The 26,050-nt window shown below is 63.8% G+C and carries 16 protein-coding genes and 4 pseudogenes; 14 read left to right on the forward strand and 6 right to left on the reverse strand.

Annotated features, from left to right (window positions below):
• Positions 1-888: 888 nt before the first annotated feature.
• On the forward strand, positions 889-2,073 hold the full coding sequence (locus tag ACNQS7_RS00845; RefSeq protein WP_133450394.1) for an NAD(P)/FAD-dependent oxidoreductase: 1,185 nt from the start codon (positions 889-891) through the stop codon (positions 2,071-2,073).
• 219 nt (positions 2,074-2,292) lie between these two features.
• On the opposite strand, the gene ACNQS7_RS00850 is transcribed toward ACNQS7_RS00845, so the two are convergent.
• Positions 2,293-3,039 carry a helix-turn-helix transcriptional regulator gene (locus ACNQS7_RS00850; RefSeq protein ID WP_055576574.1) on the reverse strand — a complete coding sequence of 249 codons (747 nt, stop codon included), beginning with the start codon at positions 3,037-3,039 and terminating at the stop codon, positions 2,293-2,295.
• A 90-nt stretch (positions 3,040-3,129) separates the two neighbouring features.
• Between ACNQS7_RS00850 and ACNQS7_RS00855 the strand changes: the two genes are divergently transcribed.
• The gene (locus ACNQS7_RS00855) at positions 3,130-4,038 is read left to right on the forward strand and encodes a sterol desaturase family protein (RefSeq protein ID WP_055576573.1); all 909 of its coding nucleotides are present in this window, start codon (positions 3,130-3,132) and stop codon (positions 4,036-4,038) included.
• 654 nt (positions 4,039-4,692) lie between these two features.
• Positions 4,693-5,829 carry an NAD(P)/FAD-dependent oxidoreductase gene (locus ACNQS7_RS00860; protein ID WP_418011109.1) on the forward strand — a complete coding sequence of 379 codons (1,137 nt, stop codon included), beginning with the start codon at positions 4,693-4,695 and terminating at the stop codon, positions 5,827-5,829.
• A gap of 97 nt (positions 5,830-5,926) precedes the next feature.
• Here ACNQS7_RS00860 and ACNQS7_RS00865 read toward each other — a convergent pair whose 3' ends face one another.
• Complete coding sequence (locus tag ACNQS7_RS00865; RefSeq protein ID WP_418011110.1) at positions 5,927-6,319, reverse strand: condensation domain-containing protein; 393 nt, start codon at positions 6,317-6,319, stop codon at positions 5,927-5,929.
• Between the two features lie 219 nt (positions 6,320-6,538).
• On the opposite strand from ACNQS7_RS00865, the gene ACNQS7_RS00870 reads away from it, so the two are divergent.
• The 8 genes and pseudogenes from ACNQS7_RS00870 (at position 6,539) to ACNQS7_RS00905 (ending at position 18,109) form a co-directional block, all read left to right on the forward strand.
• Complete coding sequence (locus tag ACNQS7_RS00870; protein WP_065140309.1) at positions 6,539-7,600, forward strand: IS630 family transposase; 1,062 nt, start codon at positions 6,539-6,541, stop codon at positions 7,598-7,600.
• A gap of 43 nt (positions 7,601-7,643) precedes the next feature.
• Positions 7,644-8,705: an IS630 family transposase gene (locus tag ACNQS7_RS00875; RefSeq protein WP_065140309.1), complete on the forward strand. Its 1,062-nt coding sequence runs from the start codon at positions 7,644-7,646 to the stop codon at positions 8,703-8,705.
• 850 nt (positions 8,706-9,555) lie between these two features.
• Positions 9,556-11,529: an AMP-binding protein gene (locus ACNQS7_RS00880; RefSeq protein ID WP_133450398.1), complete on the forward strand. Its 1,974-nt coding sequence runs from the start codon at positions 9,556-9,558 to the stop codon at positions 11,527-11,529.
• A pseudogene (locus ACNQS7_RS00885) lies at positions 11,495-12,847 on the forward strand (IS256 family transposase). The gene ACNQS7_RS00880 and the pseudogene ACNQS7_RS00885 overlap by 35 nt, the downstream one beginning before the upstream one ends.
• Positions 12,848-12,904: 57 nt before the next feature.
• Positions 12,905-13,781 (forward strand): annotated as a pseudogene (locus ACNQS7_RS00890) (AMP-binding protein); the annotation flags it as partial.
• Between the two features lie 87 nt (positions 13,782-13,868).
• Positions 13,869-15,083: a thioesterase domain-containing protein gene (locus ACNQS7_RS00895; protein ID WP_418011124.1), complete on the forward strand. Its 1,215-nt coding sequence runs from the start codon at positions 13,869-13,871 to the stop codon at positions 15,081-15,083.
• A pseudogene (locus ACNQS7_RS00900) lies at positions 15,080-15,782 on the forward strand (ABC transporter ATP-binding protein). The gene ACNQS7_RS00895 and the pseudogene ACNQS7_RS00900 overlap by 4 nt, the downstream one beginning before the upstream one ends.
• Positions 15,779-18,109 (forward strand): ABC transporter permease, encoded by a 2,331-nt coding sequence (locus ACNQS7_RS00905; RefSeq protein WP_133450400.1) that lies wholly within the window; start codon positions 15,779-15,781, stop codon positions 18,107-18,109. Before ACNQS7_RS00900 ends, ACNQS7_RS00905 begins: the two are co-directional and overlap by 4 nt.
• A 41-nt stretch (positions 18,110-18,150) precedes the next feature.
• Here the strand turns inward: ACNQS7_RS00905 and ACNQS7_RS00910 are convergent, their stop codons facing one another.
• Positions 18,151-18,981, reverse strand: a complete 831-nt coding sequence (locus ACNQS7_RS00910; RefSeq protein WP_069435279.1) for a YHS domain-containing protein — start codon at positions 18,979-18,981, stop codon at positions 18,151-18,153.
• Positions 18,982-20,052: 1,071 nt separating this feature from the next.
• Between ACNQS7_RS00910 and ACNQS7_RS00915 the strand changes: the two genes are divergently transcribed.
• From ACNQS7_RS00915 to ACNQS7_RS00925, 3 genes are all read left to right on the forward strand, one after another.
• A complete protein-coding gene (locus ACNQS7_RS00915; protein WP_263861982.1) occupies positions 20,053-20,460 on the forward strand; it encodes a MerR family transcriptional regulator in 408 nt (135 codons plus the stop codon).
• Between the two features lie 110 nt (positions 20,461-20,570).
• Entirely contained in the window at positions 20,571-21,632 is a 1,062-nt protein-coding gene (locus ACNQS7_RS00920; protein WP_065140309.1) for an IS630 family transposase, read from the forward strand.
• Positions 21,633-21,946: 314 nt separating this feature from the next.
• Entirely contained in the window at positions 21,947-22,360 is a 414-nt protein-coding gene (locus ACNQS7_RS00925; RefSeq protein WP_231752376.1) for a four-helix bundle copper-binding protein, read from the forward strand.
• Between the two features lie 97 nt (positions 22,361-22,457).
• Here ACNQS7_RS00925 and ACNQS7_RS00930 read toward each other — a convergent pair whose 3' ends face one another.
• From ACNQS7_RS00930 to ACNQS7_RS00940, 3 genes and pseudogenes are all read right to left on the reverse strand, one after another.
• Positions 22,458-23,966 (reverse strand): DUF7159 family protein, encoded by a 1,509-nt coding sequence (locus ACNQS7_RS00930; RefSeq protein WP_055577116.1) that lies wholly within the window; start codon positions 23,964-23,966, stop codon positions 22,458-22,460.
• A 509-nt stretch (positions 23,967-24,475) separates the two neighbouring features.
• A complete protein-coding gene (locus tag ACNQS7_RS00935; protein WP_371934623.1) occupies positions 24,476-24,763 on the reverse strand; it encodes an anti-sigma factor family protein in 288 nt (95 codons plus the stop codon).
• A 197-nt stretch (positions 24,764-24,960) separates the two neighbouring features.
• Positions 24,961-26,043, reverse strand: a pseudogene (locus tag ACNQS7_RS00940) (PLP-dependent cysteine synthase family protein); the annotation flags it as partial.
• Positions 26,044-26,050: the final 7 nt, after the last annotated feature.

Raw genomic sequence — 26,050 nt, forward strand, 5'->3', positions numbered from 1 at the left:
AGAAGGTGTACGCGAGGAACCAGTGCCTTAACACCTCTTAAGGTCTCCCGCCAACTCTAACCCGATGGATTCGGGCTAGATTGCGATGCGCACCAACATAATCCGTACAGCCTTCGGGTTCTCCGTGCGCGCTTCTGATACCGGGCCGCGGGCGTCCGCCGCGGCGTTCGACGCATCAACCCTGTCGCCGTAATACCGTAGGGGGTATGGTATAAAAGGGTTATGGCAAGCTCACTTCACGCTGATTTGGCGGTGCGGATGGGGTTGACCCGGTGTGTCCGATGCCCTGAAATCTACGAACTTCGGCTCGGCGACGTCCCCGAGACGACTGGGTCGGCCGCTGATAGGCAGCCGATGAGCTTGGCCATCCTCAACGAGGGACGAGAATCATCGGCCCAAACCGGGCGAAGTGCGCAACTCCCAGCAAGTCCGCCGGCTAAAGGCCGCTGTCAATGCGGTACAGGGCGCCGCCGCACGCAAGCTGCCTCGCCGGCGGTAAGTAATAAGCACTACCGCGGCGGACCCCGTCCGAGGGAGGCGCCGTGGCGCACGTCCTGGGCGCGGTGGGCGCCCGCCAAACCACCCCGCGGCAATCTCAGACACATCGCTCGACGCGGTCGTCCGGCATCGGCATCGTTGTCTGATGCGGTGCGAGCTGGACCGCAGCTCAATTCATCCCGCTGCACCGGCGGCGCGCCGTGATTAATGCGTCACCAGCGTGTGTGCATGCCGTGCAATGCCGCGTCTTCGCCACGACCACCGGCGCCAGCTGCGAGCCGTCACGTCATTGCCGTCAAAGGCCGGGTACCCGCCGATCCAGTGCTGCGACAACCCTCTTGACACTCAGTTCGCACACTCGGTCCAGACAGAAGAAAGATGGGGAAACAAATGCACACCAAGCAAAAGCTTGTTATCGTCGGCGCCGGCATCGGTGGACTCAGTGTCATCCACGAACTCACCGAGTCCAACGTCACTTTTGACGCCCTCGACATCACCGTTATCGACGAAGACTTCTCGCATTTTCTCGGATTCACCCTACCGTGGGTGATGCGCGGCTGGCGCGACCAGGACAGCGTGCCCATCCGCCCCGCTGCCGACGCACTGTCCGAAGTCACGACCATTACCGGCTCGGTCCACCGCATCGACCCCGGCGCGCGCACCATCACCTTGGCCGACGCCACCACGATCGCCTTCGACGCCTTGATCATCGCCGCTGGTGCTCGCAACGCCATCGACCAAGTCCCTGGATTGCAAGCCGCTGTAGCCGCCGGCGTGGCGGTGCACTACTACAGCGCCGACGCGGCCGCTGACGCGCACCGCGCACTGCAGACCTTCACCGGCGGCAAGTTAGTCTTCCTGGTCACCTCCCAGCCTTACCGATGTCCAGTCGCCCCCTACGAAGGCGCTCTCCTGGCTGCAGATCTCCTCACCGAGAACGGCTCTCGCGCCGCGACTCAAATTTCGATCTACAGCCCGGAGGCCCAGCCCATGCCCTCGGCAGGCCCCTATGCTGGCCCCGAACTCGTAGCACTACTCAACGCCGACGGCATCGATTTCTACGGCGAACACAGCGTCTCGCACGTCGACGCTGACCATCAGTTGATCGCATTCCAAAACGGCGCCGCCGTGGACTTTGACCTGCTCATGTTCATACCCCCGCACGAACCGGCTGTCGCTCTCGACCGGCCCGGCTGGATCAGTGTCGACACCACCACAATGCAAACCCGGCACCCCGGCATCTTTGCCATCGGTGACATCACTACGGTCACCTCACCATCCGGCCGACCCCTGCCCAAAGCAGCGATCTTCGCCAGAAACGGAGCGAAGGCCGCCGCCGAGAACGCACTTCATTACCTCGAGCTGACCAATAACACCGGCATTCTCTCGGGGGAAGGGTACTGCTACATCGACACCGGCGCACACACCTCCGCCCAGGGCAAAGGAGACTTCTTCACCCTGCCCCACCCCGCCATCCACCTCACCGCGCCGTCGAACGAACTGCATCACGACAAACAACAAGAAGAACAGGACTGGCGACGTCTGTGGGAACACCAAAGCTCTGCCGCGCGATAAGGCACCTCCCGGGACGCAAGTGATCAGAGAGGATGCCGACGTTTGCGCCAAGCGCCCCCAGAGCGAGCCTCAGCACAACCTAGTGCAAAACGATCCTCGACCCCGGCCCACGGCGCCGTGTTGCCCGGAAGCCATCCGGTCCTGTTTTAAAAAAACATTATTGCGGTCACACCCCAGCGCCTGATCGGTCAACTTGCGCGGGCATCGCGCGGCGGCCGATCACTGCAGGCGCACACTGCTATACGCGGCGGACGGGGCGATACCGAACATCTCGTGAAACGCCCGGTTGGCGTGTGAGCTGTCGGTGAATCCGGCGGCGTGAGCCGCGTCGGTCAGGGTCCCCCCGCTGCGGGCCACTTCCATCGTCCGGATGAGCCGCGCCCACCGCACATAGGCGGGAAATGACAGGCCGACGTCGCGGGCGAACAGACGACCAAGCCGGTCAGCCGAGAGGTGCACCGCACGCGCCACGTCGGTGAGCCGCACCGGCCCGCACAGCAAATTGGGCAGAAGGTCGATCGCCTCGCGCACGCTGGAGTGCGGTGCGCCCTCATTCGACACTACCGAACCGGAACCGCATAGTTGCTCTACTACCGCACCGGCTGCGGAGCAAAGGTCCTGTTGTTCCGTCGGATTGATAACCCGCCTCGCCGCCGCCAGCCAGGCTCGTGCATCCTCACGGGCACCCGGAGCCAACAACGCGGCCAGCCTGCGACCGGTAGCGCTAGTGGGCTCGAGATAGATCATCAGCCCCGTAGCGGGGCCGGCGTCGAGGGCGTGGGCTGCACCGGCTGGGATGACCCCGGCAAGCCCCCGCGCCCGCCGCCCGGCGCCGTCGATGAAGGCGATAGCCCCTGAGGTGGTTGCGGCGATCTGGACAGCGGCGTGGGCATGCATGTGCGCGGCTCCCAGTTGCCCACCGTAGATAAGGCGGCCCGGTTCAATGACCGCCGCGCCAGACCACATCACACACTCGAGTATCCACCGGTGCTCAACCGTGCAAGTCGACGGATCTGTACATGCCTCACCCCCCGCCCAGCCTCAAGACTTCCATCCATGGTCAAAACATTGGCGCGGTACGGGTACGTGCCGCTGATGCTCGTCGGGATCAACGGTGTTGCGATCGCGGTAGCCCGCACACCCTGGGCCGGATTGTGGATGGTCGTGCTGATCACCGCGGCAATTGGATTATCGTTTGCGGTGGAGCGCGCCCTGCCCTACGACCAGGAATGGAACGACTCACTCGGTGATGTGCGCCGCGACGCGGCGCATGCGTTCATCAACGAGACCGCGACCCTGGTGACTGTCCTGGTCATCCCGGTGACGGCGCTATTGAGCCCTTTTCATCACTGGTGGCCGGCATCGACGCCGTTCGCGCTGCAGGTGCTGCTGGCGGTGTTGGTGTCCGATCTCGGCATCACGCTGGCGCATATGGTCAGTCACAGAGTGGGCTGGCTGTGGCGACTGCATGCGGTACACCACAGCGTGAAACGGTTCTACGGCTTCAATGGCCTGATGAAGCATCCCGCGCACGGCGCAGTCGAACTAGCCGCAGGCACAGCGCCTTTAGTCATTATGGGAATGCCCACGTCGGTGGCCGAGGCGCTGGCGGTATGTATCGCTGTCCAATTATTGCTACAACACTCCAATGCCGACTACCAGATCGGCCCGCTACGTTTAATTCTGGCGCTCAATGAAGGCCACCGATTTCACCACCTGAAATGGGCTGGTGTGGGCGACGTCAACTTCGGGTTATTCACACTGACCTGGGATCACGCCCTGCGCACCTTCTCATTCGACCCCCACCGCCGGTTTCGTACCGACGACCTCGGAATGGCGGCGAAACCCAATTACCCCGTGGCATATCTTGCCCAGCTGATCGAGCCGTTCCGCACCAGGGCCGCATGCCACTTAAACGACCCGGCCGAAGGCGATCCGCGGCAGCCGGTGGGGGGCCAAGCCTAGCGGGGTTGCCACACACCCTGAAGCTGTAATGCGGCTCGCAGCGGCTTCCTCTCGAATCGCGAGCCGTCAGCGCGAATTCTCTGATGCAAGGTATCGCGCATCTGGCACATGCTCAGCATCGCCATGCCCTACCACGACCTCGGCGCCACCTACTTCCTCGACTGCGCCAGCAACACCGACGCCACCAGACGCCGCAACGGTCACTTCCACAGCGCAGGGCGATCTCGGCCCTATCCGGCCCCTCGTGGGCCCTCAACAGTCTTACGGAGGGGATTCGGTGCCGGGCAGCACCGCCTCGGGGCTCCGCGATCGCCCCCTTCGTCGAGCGCAGCACCGCTTTTGTTGTGCTGCTGCACCTGCGCGGCGAACACACGGCAGACACTGGCCGAAGCGATGTCGGCCAAAGTCCCCGAGATCCCGGAGAGCTGGCGTCGCTCGCCGATCGGGGACCCAGCAGGGGATGGCGCAATACACCGAGATCACCGAGGCCACCGGCATGCCGATCTGCTTCTGCGATCCGCATAGCCCCTGCTAGCGCGGGAGCAGCGCTCCATCAATTCGTCAAGCGCTCTGAATTGCGAAGAGCCTGTTTATGCGCGCCCATTGGGGTAACACCGGTAACGACAACACACGACCGCAGCGGGAAGGGAACCGATGACGCCGCATGTAGTGATCCTAGGAGCCGGGTTCGGCGGGCTTGAACTCGCTACCAGACTATCCGAGTCGCTGGCCGACCACGTGCGGTTGACACTGATCGATAGCAACGATTGCTTCTCGTTCGGTTTCTCCAAGCTCGACGTGCTACTCGGCAAACGCAGTCAAGACGAGGTGCGGATGCCATACGCGTCGTTCGCCAGCCCAGGTGTTGAGTTCCGGCAGGAAGTCATCACCGCGATTGACCCAGAAAACCGCTACGTACGTACCGAAGCTGGTTCCTATCAGGCGGACATCCTTGTTGTGGCCTTGGGGGCGCAATATGATCCAGCGGCGACCCCGGGATTCGCCGAGGATGGTTACGAGTACTATTCACTGGCCGGTGCGGAACGCCTGTGTGCCGCCTTACCGACTTTTCAGGGCGGCAATATTGTGATCAGCGTCCTCGGCGAGCCGTACAAGTGCCCACCCGCACCCTTCGAGGCGGCCTTCCTGCTTGAGGATTATTTCGCCACCCGGGGCTTAGGTGAGCAGGTGAGCATTACCGTAACGGGCTTTATGGGCGCCCCAGTGCCGGTCGCCAAGGAGGTTTCCGAACCGATTCTGCAGCACCTGACCGCGCGAGGAATCGCCTTCGTCGGAAAGCGGACGGTGTGCCAGCTGAACACAGCAGACAAAGTCGCCCAGTTTGCCGAGGGCGGAGGACTTCCTTATGACTTATTCATCGGTATCCCGGTGCACCGGGCTCCGAAGGTCGTGGCAGACTCCAAGCTGGCACCAGACGGATGGATTCCCGTCGAGAAGACCAACCTGGCCACTCGGTTTTCCGGTGTTTATGCCTTGGGCGATGTCGCTGCGGCGTTTACTGCAAAAGCCGGCACGTTCGCCGAGCGTGCCGCTCAATTCGTCGCTGACAATATCATTGCCGACTTGCGCGGCACTCCCCCACCCGGCCCCTACGACGGAGCGGGGGACTGCTTTATGGAGTTTGGCCGCGGAGAAGTCGCTAAGATGCACGCGGACTTCCTCAGCGGTCCGACGCCGACCGGGGTATTGCGAGGCCCCTCGACCGAATTTGTCGCCGAGAAAGCTGAATTCGCCCGCACCCGCCAACAGCGCTGGTTCGCCGCTCTCTGAAATTCGATCGGTCGGGGCGCCGCGCACGATTATCTGTTGTCACGCGGCATCGGCATGACAACGCGAGACTGCTGATGCTGGCGATCAGCGTTGCGGCTCAGGGCATTCGGAGAAGTTGACGTCGGTGGTGTCCCCCGACCGATCCCGAGTAGGCGGCCGCGATGTGCCGGATGAAATTGTAGGCGCCATACCCGTCGAAGAGGACATGGTGCGCGCGCAAATAGAAGTACGACAGGTTGTCGGTGATTCGCAACAGCGCCAGATCGGTCAGCTGGTCACCGAGCAGATCGATCGGCCGGTGGTAGTTGTCGTTCATCCAGCGGTGAGCAGCTTCGACCGGGTCCGGTTCGGCACGCAGATCGATGCAACGTAGGGACTGCAACTTCTGCGGGAGTTGGCGGTCGACGATGAAGACCGGTTCGCCGTCGACGAGGGACAGTCGCGCGCATTGCGTGCCGAACCGAGACGCCTCTGCGTCGCACGCAACCACGAGCCGCTTGACGTCGGATGGTGATCGATGGCGAGAAAATCGGCGATGGCGGAGGGGGCGGGTGCATGGCCATGGCTGCGACGGCCGCAACGTGATCATGCGCGCCGGCTTGATCAACGCAACAGAAAGTTGCCATGCGGACCTGGCCGTAGTCGGTTGAGGACTCTGTGCCCTAGTGTCGCGCGTCATTAATAAATTTACAGTGTGGGATGATGGTGTATGCCGTCATCTGCACTGCTAATCAGTCCTGAAGATCGTGTGACGTTGGAGTCGTGGACTCGGTCCTCGACGGTGTCTGCCGGCCATGTCGAGCGCGCGAGAATCGTCTTGGCGGTGGCTGATGGCGCCGGTACCTCGAGCGTGGCGCGGATGTTGGGGGTGTCGCGCCCCACGGTGATTAAGTGGCGGGACCGGTTCGCCGCCAACGGAATTGCGGGACTCGACGACGAAGCCCGCAGTGGGCGGCCCAAAACGGTCGATGACGCGGCGATCATCGCCGCGACGCTGGAACCACCGCCGGATGCCTTGGCGGTCACGCACTGGTCGAGTCGGTTACTAGGCCGCTACCTGGGTATCGGGGACGCCACGGTGGCCCGCGCGTGGCGGCGCTACGGTGTCAAGCCCTGGCGTCGTGAGACGTTCAAGTTCTCCACCGACCCCGAGCTGGAGGCCAAGGTGCGCGATGTGGTCGGGCTGTATCTGAACCCTCCCGAGAAGGCGGTCGTGCTCTGCGTTGACGAAAAGAGCCAAATTCAAGCGCTCAACCGCACCCAACCCATCCTGCCGATACGCCCGGGCCTGCCGGAAAAAGCCACCCACGACTACCAGCGCAACGGCACCGCCACCTTGTTCGCCGCGTTGGAGATCGCGACCGGGAAGGTCACCGACCGCTGCTATGAGCGGCATGGCAAGGCCGAGTTCCTGGACTTCCTCAAGGCGGTCGCCCGGGCCTACCCGCGGCGGCGACTGCATGTGGTGTGCGACAACTACCACACCCATAAACACGCCGACATCACCGCGTGGCTCGCCAAGAACCCACGCGTGACACTGCATTTCACCCCGACCTCAGGATCATGGCTGAACCTGGTCGAGGTGTTCTTCTCGATCATCACCCGCCAAGCCATCCGGCGAGGTTCATTCAACAGCGTCAAAGAACTCATGGCTGCCATCAGTGCCTTCATCAACGGCTGGAACCAACGCTGCCACCCGTTCTCATGGACCAAGAGCGCAGACGAAGTCCTACCCCACACCCGTCAACAAACTTCAGACGCGCGACACTAGTGTCGCGCGTCATTAATAAATTTACAGTGTGGGATGATGGTGTATGCCGTCATCTGCACTGCTAATCAGTCCTGAAGATCGTGTGACGTTGGAGTCGTGGACTCGGTCCTCGACGGTGTCTGCCGGCCATGTCGAGCGCGCGAGAATCGTCTTGGCGGTGGCTGATGGCGCCGGTACCTCGAGCGTGGCGCGGATGTTGGGGGTGTCGCGCCCCACGGTGATTAAGTGGCGGGACCGGTTCGCCGCCAACGGAATTGCGGGACTCGACGACGAAGCCCGCAGTGGGCGGCCCAAAACGGTCGATGACGCGGCGATCATCGCCGCGACGCTGGAACCACCGCCGGATGCCTTGGCGGTCACGCACTGGTCGAGTCGGTTACTAGGCCGCTACCTGGGTATCGGGGACGCCACGGTGGCCCGCGCGTGGCGGCGCTACGGTGTCAAGCCCTGGCGTCGTGAGACGTTCAAGTTCTCCACCGACCCCGAGCTGGAGGCCAAGGTGCGCGATGTGGTCGGGCTGTATCTGAACCCTCCCGAGAAGGCGGTCGTGCTCTGCGTTGACGAAAAGAGCCAAATTCAAGCGCTCAACCGCACCCAACCCATCCTGCCGATACGCCCGGGCCTGCCGGAAAAAGCCACCCACGACTACCAGCGCAACGGCACCGCCACCTTGTTCGCCGCGTTGGAGATCGCGACCGGGAAGGTCACCGACCGCTGCTATGAGCGGCATGGCAAGGCCGAGTTCCTGGACTTCCTCAAGGCGGTCGCCCGGGCCTACCCGCGGCGGCGACTGCATGTGGTGTGCGACAACTACCACACCCATAAACACGCCGACATCACCGCGTGGCTCGCCAAGAACCCACGCGTGACACTGCATTTCACCCCGACCTCAGGATCATGGCTGAACCTGGTCGAGGTGTTCTTCTCGATCATCACCCGCCAAGCCATCCGGCGAGGTTCATTCAACAGCGTCAAAGAACTCATGGCTGCCATCAGTGCCTTCATCAACGGCTGGAACCAACGCTGCCACCCGTTCTCATGGACCAAGAGCGCAGACGAAGTCCTACCCCACACCCGTCAACAAACTTCAGACGCGCGACACTAGATCTGTCGCAGACCCGCCATGAGGCTTTAGACGTCTGTCGACGCGTTGCCGCGTCGAAGCGGTCGTCGGGATCCGAGCTTGTGCAGACTCCGAAATGGAGGTCACGGTGGCCACATTGAAGGATGAACTGACAGCCAAGGTCATCGACGACGAGCACTGGGCCAAGCGCCGCCGCTCGGCTGCTTCGGCCCCACCGCCCGCAGATTATGGGTGCTGGCCTGCATGGTCGAGCGCCTGCCGATCAATGAAGCACTGGGATAAATGTCGATTCGCCTGTCGCACATAGGGATGCGCAATGGCGGGGGTGTCGGCACCGAGGATGCGATCCGGTCAGCCATGTCTCGACAGTTGGCGGCGGCTCGGGCGGGTCTGCTGCCTGGTTCGGAATGACGACCATCGATCGTGCCATCGCCGGATTCCCTCCATAGATACCAAACGGGGGTAGGGACCTTAGCCACCGCGGACGAGGGCAAAAGTCTCTACCGGTTGCACCGGTCGATGCGGACGATAGGTCTCGCCAGGTTAATGCGGGCAGGGGGTTATTGCTATCATTTCTTTTTTCCCGCGTCCTCGGCCAATCAGCGCCTTAGTACGCGGCAACGGTAGTCGTCGAAGCCCATGGCCTCGCCGCAGCGGTCACGCGGACGGAAACCCGCTGATTGGGAACCTCCTCTGCAGTACTCGAGTTCGGAGGCCACCTATCGCGGTGCCGGCCGGCAGCACAAGTCGGGCATTGGCCGTCCTGCCAGTGTCTGTGCGGCGAGCCCAGCCGGACTGTCTGACAAGCCAGCTCAACGGTGTGAACCCATCGATTGCTGGCTGTTGGTCGCAATAGAGAGTTCGTCCCATCATGCTCAACTACCGCACTCAACCCGACAGTCTGGGATCATTGACCGCCGGCCAGCGGTCGATGTGGGCAGTCCAGCAACTCAGGCCCGAAGTCCCTTACGACATCGCCGGTTTTCTCGCCATCGGTCACCACGTGGAGGTCGAGCGGCTCACGGTGGCGTGCGAATCGGCGGCGGCGCACTTCGGCACGCAATGCGCGCGACTGTCCCTCGTCGACGGCGAACCGGTCTTCATCGTCGACCGCCAACTCCCGCAGAAGTTGCAGTCCCTACGTTGCATCGATCTGCGTGCCGAACCGGACCCGGTCGAAGCTGCTCACCGCTGGATGAACGACAACTACCACCGGCCGATCGATCTGCTCGGTGACCAGCTGACCGATCTGGCGCTGTTGCGAATCACCGACAACCTGTCGTACTTCTATTTGCGCGCGCACCATGTCCTCTTCGACGGGTATGGCGCCTACAATTTCATCCGGCACATCGCGGCCGCCTACTCGGGATCGGTCGCGGACACCTCCGACGTCGACTTATCCGAGTTTGCGTTGATCCGCGACGCCGACCAGAAATATCAGCAGTCTTCACGCAGCCACGCCGATGCCGAGTATTGGCAAAACATCCTGCGCGGTACCGTCGATGTCACCGACTTGGGCGGGACGCGGACGTCAGTGGCACCCCGCCACCCGCAGATGCGCGAACTGGCGTGCCGGCATCTTTCCGAGAACAACCAACTCGATGTCGCCAGGGTTATCGCGACGATGGCAGTGTTCATCGCGAAAACCACCGGGCGACAAGATGTCTCCATGTCGCTGCCGGTCTCGGCGCGCACGACTGCGGCCTTGAAAAAGGCTGCGGGCATGGTGGCCAATGTGGTGCCGCTGCGCATCTGCGTCGAGGATGGCGACACCATCGGCGAACTGACCGATCAGGTCGCCAAGGCCTTGGTCGGTGCGCTTCGGCATCAACAGTTTCGGCGCTGGCCGGACGTCATCGCCGGGGCCACCCATCTCGACAATCTCGATTTTGGCCCGATCATCAACATCCTCGATTTCGCGACCCCGTTCGAATTCGGGCCTTCCGAACCGGTGTACAACATCTTGACCAACGGGCCGATACACGACATAGCGGTCAACATCTATCCGCGGCTGGGTCACGGCGCGCCGCGAATTCAGTTGGCCTGGAATCCCGATCGCTACAGCGCCGACGACATCACCTTGCACATAACCCGTCTGGAGTCACTCTTCGACCGGCTGCTGGTGGTGGATGCGTCGGTGGTGGTGGGTGAGGTGTCGTTGCTGGATGGCGGGGAGCGTGAGTTGGTGCTCTCGGGGTGGTCGGGGGCCACGGTGGGGGCGCCGGTGGGGCTGGTGGGGCAGGTGTTGGCGGCGGCGGTGGCCGCCGATCCGGAGGCGGTCGCGGTCATCGACGGGGACCGGCAGGTGTCTTATCGCCAGCTCGATGAGTGGTCGACCCGGTTGGCGCGGGTGCTGATCGAGGCCGGGGTGGGCCCGCAGCGGGCGGTGGGCGTGGCCCTGGATCGGTGCGCGGAGCTGGTGGTGGCGTGGTGGGCGGTAATCAAGGCCGGCGGGATCTATGTGCCGGTGGACTCGGCCCACCCCGTGCAGCGCCTCACCACGGTGCTGGACGCGGTCGAGGCGGTGTGCGTGCTGACCCGCGGCGCGGACACCGTGGCCGGCGCCGGGGGGCGCCCGGTGCTGTCCCTGGACACCCTCGACCTCGCCGATCGCCGCGCCGAGGCGATCACCGACGCCGAGCGGCTGGCGCCGCTGCGCGTGGGCGACACCGCCTATGTGCTGTTCACCTCCGGCTCCACCGGCACCCCCAAAGGGGTGGCGGTCGGCCACGCCGGCCTGCTGGGGGTGGCCGCCGCCCGGAGGTGTCAGATGGTCTGTGTAGGTCCTGGAAGCGGAAGGATCTCAGGACATGACGGACATGGACTTGAATCGGCGGCTGGCTGAGGCTGGGTCGACGGCGGAGATGGCTGAGGCGCTTGGGGCTTCGGGGGCGGTTGATGATCTGCTGGCCCAGATCGACACCGGCGAGGTGGTGTTGACCGGCCAGGGCGGGTTGTTGCCGGGGCTGATCAAGCTGGCGTTGGAGCGGGGACTGGCTGCGGAGCTGACCGATCACTTGGGCTATGAGAAGGGCGACCCGGCCGGCCGGGCGCTGCCGAATGCCCGCAACGGCAGCACGCCCAAGACGGTGCAGACCGAGGCCGGGCCGGTACCCCTGGACGTGCCGCGCGACCGGGAGGGTTCGTTCACCCCGCGGCTCGTGCCCAAGGGCCAGCGGCGCCTGGGCGGCCTCGATGACATGATCATCTCCTTGTATGCCGGTGGAATGACGTTGCGCGACATCCAATTTCACCTGGCATCGACGATCGGCACGGAGATTTCGCATGAAACGATCTCCAAGATCGTCGATGAGATCTCCGAGGCGGTGCTGACCTGGCAGCACCGGCCGCTGGAGCCGCTATATCCGGTGATCTACCTCGACGCGATGATCGTGAAGGTCAAAGACGGCGGTCACACCCGCAACAAGGCCGCTCACATCGCCGTGGGCGTCGATATGGCCGGCATCAAGCACGTCTTGGGCATCTGGGTCCAGCAGAAAGAAGGAGCGTCGTTTTGGGCCTAGGTGTGCGCTGATCTGGCTAACCGGGGCATCAAGGACGTTCTGGTCGTGTGCTGCGACGGGTTGACCGGGTTTCCCGAGGCGATCGCGGCCACCTGGTCTCAGGCCGCTGTCCAGACCTGCGTGGTGCATCTGATCCGCAACGCGCTGCGGTTCGTGTCCTACAACGACCGTAAAGCCGTCGCCGTGGCACTCAAAACGGTGTACACCGCCCCCAATGCCAAGGCCGCCCGTGCCGAGCTCGACGCGTTCGCCAACAGCGAGCTTGGCCAAAAGAACCCCAACGTGACCAAGACCTTTGACCGGGTATGGGGCCAGTTCATTCCTTTTTTGGCCTTCCCGCCAGAGTTGCGCCGGGTGATCTACACAACCAACTCGATCGAGTCGCTGAATTATCAGATGCGCAAGATCATCAAAAGTCGCGGCCAGTTCCCCAATGACGCGGCCGTGGTGAAACTGCTGTGGCTGGCGATCTGCAACATCGAAGACCGACGCGCCGCCGAGCGCGCCAAGCAACGCGCCCAGAAACGCTGCCAAACAGCCCCCGGACGACTCGTGGAAGGACTGGTGGTCACCAACTGGAACAAAGCACTCGAACAACTCGCGCTGGTCTACCCAGACCGCATCGAACCCTACCTATAAGCACACCAACCCAAACACCATCACGCACAACGACTTACACAGACAACTTGACACGCTCACGCCGGCCTGCTGGGGGTGGCCGCCGCCCAACGCGAACTGTTCGCGGCCGGCCCCCGGGCGCGGATCCTGATGGTGGCCGCACCCACCTTCGACCTGTCGATCTTCGAATGGCTGTGGGCCGCCGGATCAGCGGCCACCCTGGTGGTGGCCCCACCCCAGGCCTACGCCGGCCACGCGCTGACCCACCTGCTGCACCAGCAGCGGGTCAACGCCGCCATCCTGACCCCCACCGTGCTGGCCTCCCTGGACCCGACCCCACTGACCGAACTGCACACCCTGATCGCCGGCGCCGAACCCTGCCCGCCGGAGCTGGTCACCACCTGGGCGCCGGGGCGGCGCATGTTCAACGCCTACGGCCCCACCGAAGCCACCATCTGGGCCACCTGCACCACCGCCCTGTCCCCCGGACAACCCATCACCATCGGCACCCCGATCCCCGGAGTGTGCGCGCTGGTCCTCGACACCCGCCTGCACCCGGCCCCCATCGGGGTGGTCGGCGAACTGTACCTGGCCGGACCCGCCCTGGCCCACGGGCTATGTGCGCCAACCGGAATTGACCGCCGAGCGGTTCATCGCCAACCCCCACGGCGCGCCCGGGGCGCGCCTGTACCGCACCGGGGACCTGGCCCGCTGGACCCCCCAGGGCACCCTGCAATGCCTGGGCCGCACCGACACCCAAATCAAACTGCGCGGCCAACGCATCGAACTCGGCGAAATCGAAAACGCCCTACTGGCCTGCCCCCACGTCACCCAAGCCGCCGCCACCATCCACCACACCCCCACCGGCACCGACCACCTCATCGCCTACATCAGCGGCCCCGCACCCCTGGACCCCACCACGATCCGCCACCAACTCAGCCGGCGGCTACCCGCCTACCTGACCCCCACCCACGTGATAGTGCTCGACGAATTCCCCCACACCCCCTCGGGCAAGCTCGACCGCAACGCCCTGCCCCCACCGGTGTTCACCCCCACCAGATACCGGCCACCACACACCCCCACCGAACACATCATCGCCGACACCTTCGCCGAGGTCCTGGGCCTCGACCGCGTCGGCCTCGACGACAACTTCTTCACCCTCGGCGGAGACTCACTGCTGGCCACCCGCGCCACCACCCGCCTCCAACTCGCCCTCAACACCGAAATCCCCATCCGCACCCTCTTCGACACCCCCACCGTCACCGACCTCGCCAACCACCTACACCGGCGTACAGATTTCACCTCTGTGCAAGAAGTCGTTCCGGTCCAGACCCTGAAGAAGGGTTCCGGCGTTCCGCTGTTCTGCATTCATCCAGGGGGCGGGATAAGTTGGCCATATCACGCTCTTGGCAGCTATTTGGACTGTCCGATCATCGGGATACAGCAAATATTGCAGCCCGAGGAAGCCGCACCCCGGTCACTTCGCGATATGGCGAGAAACTATGCCAACGGGCTGCAAGCGGTTTATCCGACCGGTCCCTACAATCTTCTCGGCTGGTCGTTTGGAGGCGTCATCGCCCACGAAGTGGCGATCGAGCTGCGGCGGCGCGGATATGTCGTCGCATACCTCATCCTTCTCGACGCCGATCCCACTATCGACAGCCTCCAAAACCACAGTTTAGACGACTGGCGGAAGCAGCTAGAAGCCTTGCGGCTCTACGACATAGGGCTTCCGGAGGTGAACGAACCGCTTACCTACGAGCAGATCGACGAGTTTGCCCGAGAACAGGGCCCGGCAGAATACCCTCGCTATAGACAGCTGCTGGATATGTTCGTCCAAAACGTCACGAGTGGTATGTCGTTGTATCGAACTCACGAACCCGCGGTCTTCGACGGTGATGTGCTCATTATTTCCGCTGCGCGGGAGGCAAGCGATCGGGGCGCGTCTCTTCAGCGAAGGTGGCGGCCGTACGTTGCCGGCAATATCACCGTGTATTCGGTCGACGCTACACATCAAGAAATGCTGACTCACGGATCGCTGGATATGTACGGCGAAAAACTGAAGGATTCATTGACGCGAGGTGGCGCATCCGACGTTTCCGATCCCGTGTGCGTGTCGGACCAGTTTGTTGCCTGCACGACGCCCGACGTCAGGTGGTCGCGTGCCGGTCTCTGGACTGCCGGGAGGCATGTCCACGAGGGCCAACGCCAAGGGGCGACGCACTCGTCAAGCGAATGTTCCGGGCATGCGTTATGAGCGGACATTCCCCGTCGTCGGACGACACCGCATCGGCTGAGGCAGCGGTAGCCTCTGCGCCTCCCGTGTTAAGGCTTGAGGCGGTGAGCCGAACCTATGGCTCCGGACCCGCAGCGGTGGAGGCGCTCAAGGACATCGACCTCGAGTTTCAGTGCGGCGAGTTCGTCGTGATCCTGGGTCCGTCCGGTTCGGGCAAGACCACGCTACTCAATCTGATCGGCGGCATCGAAGCGCCCACTGATGGACGGATCTTGTTGTCAGGCAACGATATCCAACCTGGTGGGGACTCTGACGGCGCAGGAGAACGTGGAGATCATTGCCGAACTCGCCGGCGGACATTGTGCTCGGCGCAGTCGTGAGGCGCTTGCGAAAGTCGGCCTGGCCGACCTCGCCGACCGGTTTCCCGGGCAAATGTCCGGTGGTCAGCAGCAACGAGTAGCGATCGCCCGCGCCATCGTCAAAGGGCCGCCGCTGTTGCTGTGTGACGAACCGACCGGCAGCCTCGACCTGGCCACGGGGCGGCAGGTGCTGGCGGTGCTGCACGAGTTGGCCCGGGAAGGCGGTAACACCGTCCTTTTGGTGACGCACAATTCCGCGATCGCCCAGATCGCCGATCGCGTGGTGTGGTTGCGCTCGGGAAGGGTCGCCCGTCAGGAGCGGGTTGGTGCCCCACTGCCGGCGCAGGAACTCGACTGGTGAACCGTATCTTGCTCCGCAAGGTGCGTCGGGACCTGGGGCGGCAACGTTCACAGTTCCTTGCCGCGGCATTGGTGATGGGCATCGGTGTGGCGGTCTTCGTCGGGGCCACAGACGCCTATGCCAACTTGAAGCAGTCGTTCGCCCGGGTATACGCGACGCAACTGCTGCCAGATGTGGTCATCACCGGAACCGGTGTGTCGGGGTTGTACGAGAGTGCCCTAAAACTTCCCGGCCATCCGGAGGTTGGCCTTCGACAACAGGCCGACGTGAGTATCCGCATCAACGGGCGCACCCTGTTCGGCCGCGCGGTCGGCGTGCCCGTTGAGACCCAACCCCCGGTATCGAAGTTGGCACTGCGATCCGGTGTTCTGCCGCCCCGCGGCTCGGTTCTAGTGGAAGAGCACCTCGCCGCGCATTACGGTCTGCACCCGGCGAGCACCGTCGAACTCCTCGGGCCGTCCGGCTGGCATCCCGTGTCCGTTTCCGGATCCGCCGTGTCGACAGAATATTTGTGGCCGGCCCGCTCCCGGGCGGAGACCGTGACCACGCCGGAGTACTTCGGCGTGGTGTTCGTGCCGGCACCAGACATGGTTGAATTCGCGGCCCAGCCGGCGGACCAGCTGCAGGTGTATGCACACGATCGCAACCAAGCAGCCGCTTTGGTCAGCGCGGCAACGGAACTGGGTCGCTCGCATGGAGTCATCGTGACGTCGCGCGACGAGCTGCCGTCCTACAGTTCCTTGCGCGACGGCATGGAATCGGTACGCAAGTTCGCAAGATTTATGCCGTGGGTGTTCCTCGTGGCAGCGGTGGTTGGGACGCATGTGCTCTTGTCTCGACTAGTCGCCGCTCAACGAGCCGTGATCGGCACACTGTCGGCCAACGGAGTGTCCGGCCGAAAGATACTCGGCCACTACCTGACGTACGGTGTGGCCGTCGGCCTGGCAGGGGCCATGGCCGGGATGATCGGCGGCTACCTTCTCGGTGGCTGGTATACCGCCCAATACACCCAGACGATGGGACTGCCGCTGCGGGCGACGTCGGTGTACCCGAGCAGTCTGATCGTCGGAACCGTGGCCGGCGCTGCAGCATCCGCGCTTGCCGCCTGGGCCCCGGCGCGCGCCGCATCGCGGATGAGCCCGGCGGAAGCGATGAGGATTTTGCCGCCACGCGTGCGCGGCGGCGTGAGCGTCGCGGAACGACTGCTGCCGCCGCTGGGGCGTATGCCTACTCGCTGGCGAATGACATTGCGCGGCATCACCCGCAACCGTCGCCGCACCATCCTTACCGTCGCCGGGGTCATCAGTTCGGTATGCCTCGTAATGGTGTTCGCCGGATTACGCGACACCGTCAACGGCGTCATCGACCGACAGTACGGAGAGGTCGAACTTCAAGACGCGCAAGTCATTACCGCCGCAGGCAGGGCCGACGCCGTCGCGAGTGCTCTACGAGCCGACCCGCAAGTCGCTGCCGCAGAACCGTTCACCCGGCTGGATGTCACGGTGCAACACCGCGACAACCGTTCCGACACCCTGCTGATCGGCTTGGCGTCGGCAACCCAGATGCACCGCTTCACATCGGGCCCGTCGGGCCGCAGTCTTCCGCCCGACGGCGTGTTGCTGGGAGAGGGCCTGCGGGCGATTCTCGGCGTCGCCGTCGGTGACCGGATCTCAATAACGAACGCCCAGAACCAAATTCGTCTTGACCTACCCGTCGCCGGCTTCGTCGACGAGCCGATGAACCCGGTCGTATATGTCTCGTCCACCCAAGTGCCCGCTCTTGCGCCGTCGGGCGTTTTGCTCAAGCTGGCTCCCGGCGTCAACCAGAACGTGAAGCGCCAGGATGTGATGGCGTTGCATGGCGTGGCCGCCTACGTGCCCACCGAGTCGATCTCAGCCACCATCCGCAAGGCGTTCGCCCTGTACAACGTGCTGGTTGCGCTGACCTTGTTGTCAGCGGGTGTGATGGCCATGGCGCTCCTCTATAACGCGATGTCGGCCAACGTCAGTGAGCGCACCGGCGAGCTGAGCACGTTGCAGGCCGCCGGAATGGGTGCCCCTCTGCTGGGCCGACTGGTGGCGGTCGAGAATATGACGCTCGTCGCGATCGGTGTGCCGGCCGGCCTGATCGCCGGGACGTGGCTCGCTGAATGGTTCATGTCCAATTACGTGACGCAGGGCTATCGATGGCACCTGATGATGCACACCACAACTCCGCTACTCGTCGCCGCGGCCGTCTTGACGGCCGCACTGTTGACGGCCATCCCGGCGTTTCGCGTGATCGGGCGAATGGACGTCGCCAAGGCGGTGCGTGAACGGACGCTATGAGCGCGACCTCGACGGTGCTCCGGAGAAATCGGAGCCGACCTTCACGTGCTGGACGGCAGATACCGGTCGGGTTCGGCGTCGTAGCTGTCGAGGCACAGCTGGGAGCAGAAGTACAGCGTCTGCCCGTCGACGTCGCGGTGCCCCGCGGCGCGGTCGATCAGCAGCTCCATTCCGCAGACCGGGTCGGCTGCCGTGACGACGTCGGTTTCGCTGTCGCCCAACTGCCACCGCGCAGGCTGTGGCTGGTTGACGCCGTAGTCGGACGCCGTCGCGTCGGTGCGCGCGCGCCGCGCGGGATCACGCGTCGGAGGCCGCAAGCGGCGGGTCTCCACCTCCCATACCCAACCGCTGACGGTCACGTGGTCGGGAATCAGCGGATGGTTGTCAAACACTTCGATCGTCTTCAACAGCGTCTCGTCAACGTCGTCCATCATCCCGAGCCACTTGGCGAAAGCCCCCTCGTCAAGCCTGAGCTCGGGCAGCGTCGGGTCCAATACGGGATGGCCGGTGTCGATGCCCTTGTCTTTGAAGTAGGCCTCGACGTCTTCGGCGTTGGCTGACAACATCCCACACTGGGTGTGCTGGACGATGACGATCTCAGTGGTGCCGAAAAAGTTCGTCGACAGCATCGCTGATCGAATCGCGTCGTCACTGACGATCCCGCCGGCGTTGCGGAAACAGTGCGCGTCTCCGTGGCCTATGGGTGAATCAACCTGGATGCCCAGTGCTTCGTTGATTGGCAGGCGCTCATCCATGCAGGCCAGCACCCAGAGTCTGCGGTCGGTGTACCCGAAGCGGCCGAACCGACGCCGCTTGGCCCAATGCTCGTAATCCACGACCTTCGCGGTCAATTCGTCCTTCAACGTTCCCACCGTGATCACCCCTCCAGTCGATTCGATGAGCAAATTGCTGACAGAGCAACGTCTTCAGCCTTGCGCGATCTCCACGACTCAACTAGGGCACTAAGTCCTGAACTGGAGCATCTCAGGCTCCATGCAGGAATTGTGTTGTGCGACGGAGGTCATTCTCCGACCTGATGGTGTGCGTAGTGCCTGGACGCTCCTGTGCGGTCAGTTAGCGTCGTTGGCGTTGCGCCAGGCTTGCCAGGTGCCGGGGCGGAGGCGGCCGCGGTCGGCAAGTGTCTGTGCCGAGTCTCACGGCCAACCAGCGTCGGCCGACGTCGTCCAATACCATCGTCGACAGTGCTGTCGCCTCGCCGCGAAGGCATGCGGCCGCCACGCACCCAGTGGGGCGGGACAACGTGGTTTCACTCTGAAGGGCAACGGGTTTCGGTGCCAATGCGGGCGCAGCCGACTTGCCTGCGGCTACAGTAGCGATCACATGGGTCTTCGCCTTTCAGTAGCACCGCCGCGGCATGGGATAGTATACCCGGGTGGGGCATTTCATATCTCGGAACGACAGCTAGGCGCACATGCAAACTCTTGCGAAAGTGCAATGCACGAGCGCGATCAGCGTGACCGCGCCCCGGCATCACCCGCGAACAGTGCGTGTCCGCGGTGCTGCCGAGGCCCCCAAGAGTTCGGGCATCACCCGTGTCAATAATGCGCTCTTTCGCCGGCAGGTACCGATCGCGAGCCACCCGCAGGCGAACTGCGCTCAATCAGAATGCACTGGTACAGAGAGGTTCTCGCCTCGGCGGATGAGATGCGGTCCACGGCCGGGGAACAACTTCGCGACAAGTCACCACAGAGGATCGTCGGGCCTCCCCCACTTAGCCGCAAAAGCCCGCGAGGGTACTGAACTACGCCGTGGCAGTGCGAATGAAGGACGGCCCGCAATCGGCGAGCTGATCCCGCCTCGCCGGAACTCCTCGACCTCTGGGGGAATTCTCGCCGAACGCACAGCGGCGCGCAGCAACCGCATACCCGTCACCAGCGACTATGGCGGGGAATCGCAGACAAGAATGGAAACCTTAAATGGTTATGACAGTGAGCGCCGCCGCACAGGCAGCCGGAGTAAGCATCAAGGCGATTCGGCTATGGGAGGCCAAAGGTTTGGTGCCACCAGTGCCGCGCACTGAGGCCGGCTACCGGCTCTTCACCGAAGACGACGTAGAACTACTCCGTTTTATCCGCCACGCGAAATTACTGAACTTCTCGCTCGACGAAATCAGGGAAATTTTGGATATGCGCCGCGGCTACTGTGCCCCCTGCGGGCGTGTAGCGGCCATCCTTGATGCACATATCGCCAAGGTGGACCACGCGATCATGGAATTGCACCGCCGACGTCGCTGGCTGGCGGATGCACTCGCCACCGCACACGAGTGCAACCACCAATCGGAGGACAGGGTGGTGGGTCAGATCATCAAGAAGGCTGCCGCCCCAAATTGAGCCCTCTCGCTCCGTGATCGAACCGCTCGTCTCGGCGGCGCCGGCGATGACGGACTTGCGGGACTAGTGTCGCGCGTCATTAATAAATTTACAGTGTGGGATGATGGTGTATGCCGTCATCTGCACTGCTAATCAGTCCTGAAGATCGTGTGACGTTGGAGTCGTGGACTCGGTCCTCGACGGTGTCTGCCGGCCATGTCGAGCGCGCGAGAATCGTCTTGGCGGTGGCTGATGGCGCCGGTACCTCGAGCGTGGCGCGGATGTTGGGGGTGTCGCGCCCCACGGTGATTAAGTGGCGGGACCGGTTCGCCGCCAACGGAATTGCGGGACTCGACGACGAAGCCCGCAGTGGGCGGCCCAAAACGGTCGATGACGCGGCGATCATCGCCGCGACGCTGGAACCACCGCCGGATGCCTTGGCGGTCACGCACTGGTCGAGTCGGTTACTAGGCCGCTACCTGGGTATCGGGGACGCCACGGTGGCCCGCGCGTGGCGGCGCTACGGTGTCAAGCCCTGGCGTCGTGAGACGTTCAAGTTCTCCACCGACCCCGAGCTGGAGGCCAAGGTGCGCGATGTGGTCGGGCTGTATCTGAACCCTCCCGAGAAGGCGGTCGTGCTCTGCGTTGACGAAAAGAGCCAAATTCAAGCGCTCAACCGCACCCAACCCATCCTGCCGATACGCCCGGGCCTGCCGGAAAAAGCCACCCACGACTACCAGCGCAACGGCACCGCCACCTTGTTCGCCGCGTTGGAGATCGCGACCGGGAAGGTCACCGACCGCTGCTATGAGCGGCATGGCAAGGCCGAGTTCCTGGACTTCCTCAAGGCGGTCGCCCGGGCCTACCCGCGGCGGCGACTGCATGTGGTGTGCGACAACTACCACACCCATAAACACGCCGACATCACCGCGTGGCTCGCCAAGAACCCACGCGTGACACTGCATTTCACCCCGACCTCAGGATCATGGCTGAACCTGGTCGAGGTGTTCTTCTCGATCATCACCCGCCAAGCCATCCGGCGAGGTTCATTCAACAGCGTCAAAGAACTCATGGCTGCCATCAGTGCCTTCATCAACGGCTGGAACCAACGCTGCCACCCGTTCTCATGGACCAAGAGCGCAGACGAAGTCCTACCCCACACCCGTCAACAAACTTCAGACGCGCGACACTAGCTGATGCAGCGCTTGACCCTGCCCTAAGGGCAGCCCTTACGTTGAAGATCGACCGCCGGCGATGGAGTCCGAGAGCCATATCTACGGCGGGAATCGGCTGTCGATTCGATAGCCCGCGAGCAAGGATGTGGCGATGGCGGTGGCGACGGAAGCACACAACGCTTGGAACTTCAGTGGCCTGGCATTCCTCCCGACGCTGCAAGGACACGTCCGACTGGTTGCAGTGTGCGGGGTCGGTTATCGGCAGCCTGGTCTGAACCGGCTTCCCACGAGTGCCAGTCGACGCCGTGATACCTCCACGGACGATGAGACTGGTGAGCAACCGAAGCTTCCCCGGCACCTACTGCCAGGGGGGAGAGAAACAGAGAATACCGATCCGAGAGGAAACGATCCTGATGGCTAACAACCTCGTTGACCAATCAAACCGCGCCTGTATCGACGCGTGCAGCGACTGCAGCCAGGCGTGTGAGGCATGTGCGTACACGTGTTGTGTCGGCGAAGCCGCCATGGCGGACTGCGCCCGACTGTGCCTCGATTGCGCCGCCATCTGCCAGACCTGCACCAGCCTGCTCGCCCGCGGCTCCAGTTGGGCAGCCAAGCTGTGCCAACTGTGCGCGGAAATCTGCGACGCGTGCGCGGCCGAGTGCGAGAAATTCGATACAGAGCATTGCCGCGCCTGCGCGAAAGCCTGTCGAGCCTGCGCTGAACAATGCCGCGCAATGGCCTAGCATCGACTCCCGGGCCCGCCCGCACGCCGGATTCAGCTGCGGGCGTGGCCTTCTCAAAGATAGAGAGCTTACCCACCTTCTCCTAGCTGGTCACAAATCAATGCGTGAATCCCGGCAGACCCGGAATTCCCGGGATCAATCCGCCTCCCCCACGGCCTTCACCGCCGTGACCTTCGCCACCGCGATCCCCACCGCCGCGTCCCCCACCTCCATGCCCAGGAGGACCAAAGATCGGTGGCAGCGGGACGATGATGGGCGGTACGGGTAAGGGGGGCGGAGCTGCGGGAGCCACCGGCACCGGAGCAGGAACCGGCGCTACCGGCACCGGAGCCACCGGCACCGGAGCGGGAACCGGAGCCACCGGGGCCGGAGCGGGAACCGGAGCCGCCGGCACCTGGACCTCTGGAGCAGGCGCTACCGGCACGGGAGCGGGAGCAGGAGCAGCGGGGACCGGAACCTCAGGAGCCGGAGCCGCTGGGGCTGGAACAGCCGGAGCCGGGGCCGCAGGGGCCGGAGCTGCCGGCACTGGCGGGGCCTGCTTCGTTGGGGTAACCATGTTCTGGCCGGGGCTGGGGTGCTGATTGTTCATCGGCCGGACGCTGATCGCCAGCGCCATCACCAGCGCGACGACCCCGACCACGAAGACCGCTATGAAAGCGCTCCCAGGCAGCCAAAACAACTTGCGCCCTTGCTCATCGGCATCAGCACCGGTGTCGGCCACCGGGCCGGTGATCGAGTTTTGCTGGCCCCGGACGGCCGTATGTGTGTCGGCTTCGTCGTCGGCGCCCGCATTGTAGGCGACGCCCTCGTCAACCGGCCCCAGGGTGTCCGCGACGGAAATCGGCGGAGGCGCAATCGCATTCGGGTCCAACATACCGGAATCAGGATCCTGGGCATAAGCCATCGCTGCAGTGGACGACGCGAACAACGGTGCGTTCGCCGACGCCAGCGCCGCGCCGCGGGCGAGCGCCGTTTCCGGCTCCTCGGGTGCGTACAACGGAAGTGAGGTCGCGGTCTGCAGTACCGGTTTGATCAGCGGGACATCCACCCCAGAACCGACCAGGAACACACCATCCGGATGTTCGTCCAGCGCCTCAGCGTCCGAAACCAGCTGAACCAGCTCGGCCATGGCCTCGTCATCATCGTCGGGCAGCGGTCGTCGGTGCACATCGGCTATGGAACCGTCGGCGGTATCGACCACAGCCAACGTCGCGGTATCGGGCTCGACGAAGAGCAGCGCGGTTTGGGTGTAGCCGGTTGCATTGCCGACCGTCTGCGCCAAAGCGGCCGCAGCCAGAAACGCCGATACCAACATGACGTTCTCGATCTTGCGACTGGCCAGCGCATCGCGCAGCGCCGCTGCGTCGAATTGGTCCCTATAGCTGACCCCGGTCGTGAGCAACTGGTAGCCACTCTCGGCGGCGCCTTCTCTGGTACCGAGGATGGCCGAGATAACCTGGTCGACGCCCGCGGAGGGTGCCGCGTCGTCGGTTGATTCGATCTCGAAGTTGTCTTGGTCGACCGTGACACCGTCAGCGTTTTCGCCTTCTACCAGCACCATCTGAACCTTCGAGGGTGCCATGGAAACACCAAGTACGGTATCCATCACTGCTCCAAACTCTGTTGCCAGCCAGCAGTGGCATGCGGCCTACGATGCGACAGCCACACTGCGCCGTTGCCACTAACCTGTGCTTCTGCGGCATCGATGTGATTGGTGTTGCCCCGAGCTGGTCGGCTCGCGGTCGTAACTGTCAAAACGGTTGCCGCGGCTTGGAATTCAGTGACCATACTGCGATCGGCGAGCAGGAAACGCATAGCGCCGTCATCATGGCAACGCATTTCCTGCCCGCTACGCAAGTAACGCGGGACCTTGGGTGATGTAACGAACATTTTTATAACTCTTTCCATTGACCGCAATTCCACGAAAGGTGCAAATCAACGCCCCCAAATCAAACGTACGACCACTCGGCGACTGGCTGTAGTGGCCTTGGGCCCTGAAACCTTGCCGTTGGACCCTTATACGCCCAGCCGTGGACTTGGCTCACCGGACACGCCCGCGCCGCCTGCCGTTCGACGCAGGAGCGCACGCATGTGCCTGGCCGAGCATTCACGTCATCAGGTCCGGCCCGTGCCGGTGCGACTCTCCGCGGAACGCGAGCCTCCGACGATCGCCGCCACCTCGCCACGGTTAAGGACTGCCAGAAGTGCTGGCATATCGCTGAGTTCAACAACAGCCTTCCGGCACACCGTGCAGCCGCCCAGATGGGCTTCGAATTCGCGGCGGTCATCTTCCGACAGCGAATCCAGCACATAGGCGGCGTCCCACATCACGTATTCGCTGCACTCGTTCGGTAACTGCCCGCGAGCGCTGTCCGCGCGGTGTAGCTCCACAACCCGCGTCACCGGGGCATCCCCATGCTGTGCACCATCTGTCGCTGCGCTGGCACGGCCAAATGCAACCGATGGAGTGCTTTGCCTAATCAATCGACTCCACGCCCACGTCATGGCCGCCCGCCTTTTCCAGGGAACTCCTCTTCGTTGTGCCCGCCCGAAACCTTCAGGACGCCTTGTGCTTTGGCTGCGGGCTGGGGCGTCAGTGCGGTCGGGTCGACGACACTGGTGCATCGGGTCCAAGACTGCACCACCTGTCGGGTGGGGTCCTCGATGAGGGCCGGCTCGGCGGGGGGCAGGTGGTCGAGCAGGCCGTGCTTGCGGCAGTAGTCGTCGTTGTAGATGGTGTCGAAATACCGTTGTGGTCCGTCGGGGAAGACCGCGGCGATGGTGGTCTCGGCGGGCATGGTGCGTGCGGCCCACCCGGCCACCAACCCGACCGCGCCCACGCTCCAGCCGCCGCTGGCGTGGTGGGTGGCCGCCAGGGCACGCGCCGCCCACACCGCTTCGGCCGGTGCCACCCAGTGCACCTCGTCAAACGCCGCATAGTCGACGTTGCGCGGGTAGATGCTCGAGCCCAGACCCCGCATCAACCGGCTGGCCGCGGGTTGACCGAAGATCGTCGAGCCGACGGTGTCCACCCCGATCACCTTCAGGCCGGGGTTGGCCTGGCGCAGCACCCGGGCCACCCCGGCCGAATGACCACCGGTGCCCACCGAGCACACCAGCACATCGACACCGCCGAGCTGATCGAGCAACTCCAAAGCCAGCGGTCGGTAGGCGTCAACGTTGTCGGGGTTGCTGTACTGATCAGGGGACCAGGCGTCGGGGTCAGCGGCCAGTAGTTCCGCAATGCGGTCCTTGCGGGCTTGTTGCCATCCGCCGAGCGGGTGGGGCTCGGTGACCAGGTCCACCTCGGCGCCGTAGGCGTGCAGCATGTTCTGCACGATCGGTTCCATGCCCGGGTCGGTGACCACGGTGACCGGGTGGCGATAGACCATGCCGGCCAGTGCCAGTCCCAAACCCAACGATCCGCTGGTGGATTCCACGATGCGCGCTCCCGGGCGCAGGTCACCGCGGGCGCGGGCGCGTTCCACCATGTGTACTGCGGGTCGGTCTTTCATGCTGCCGCCGGGATTGAATCCCTCGAGCTTGGCCCAGAACCCCCGATCGGCCGGAGTCAACGGCTCCGAGATCCGCAACACCGGAGTATTGCCCACCAACCCGGCGGGCTGGCGGTGACTTTCGGCGGCGGGCTGGCACTGTACGGGGCTGCTCTGGCGTTTCGCCAACGCCGTT

Source organism: Mycobacterium sp. 23 (assembly GCF_048287075.1).
GTDB lineage: Bacteria > Actinomycetota > Actinomycetes > Mycobacteriales > Mycobacteriaceae > Mycobacterium > Mycobacterium gordonae_B.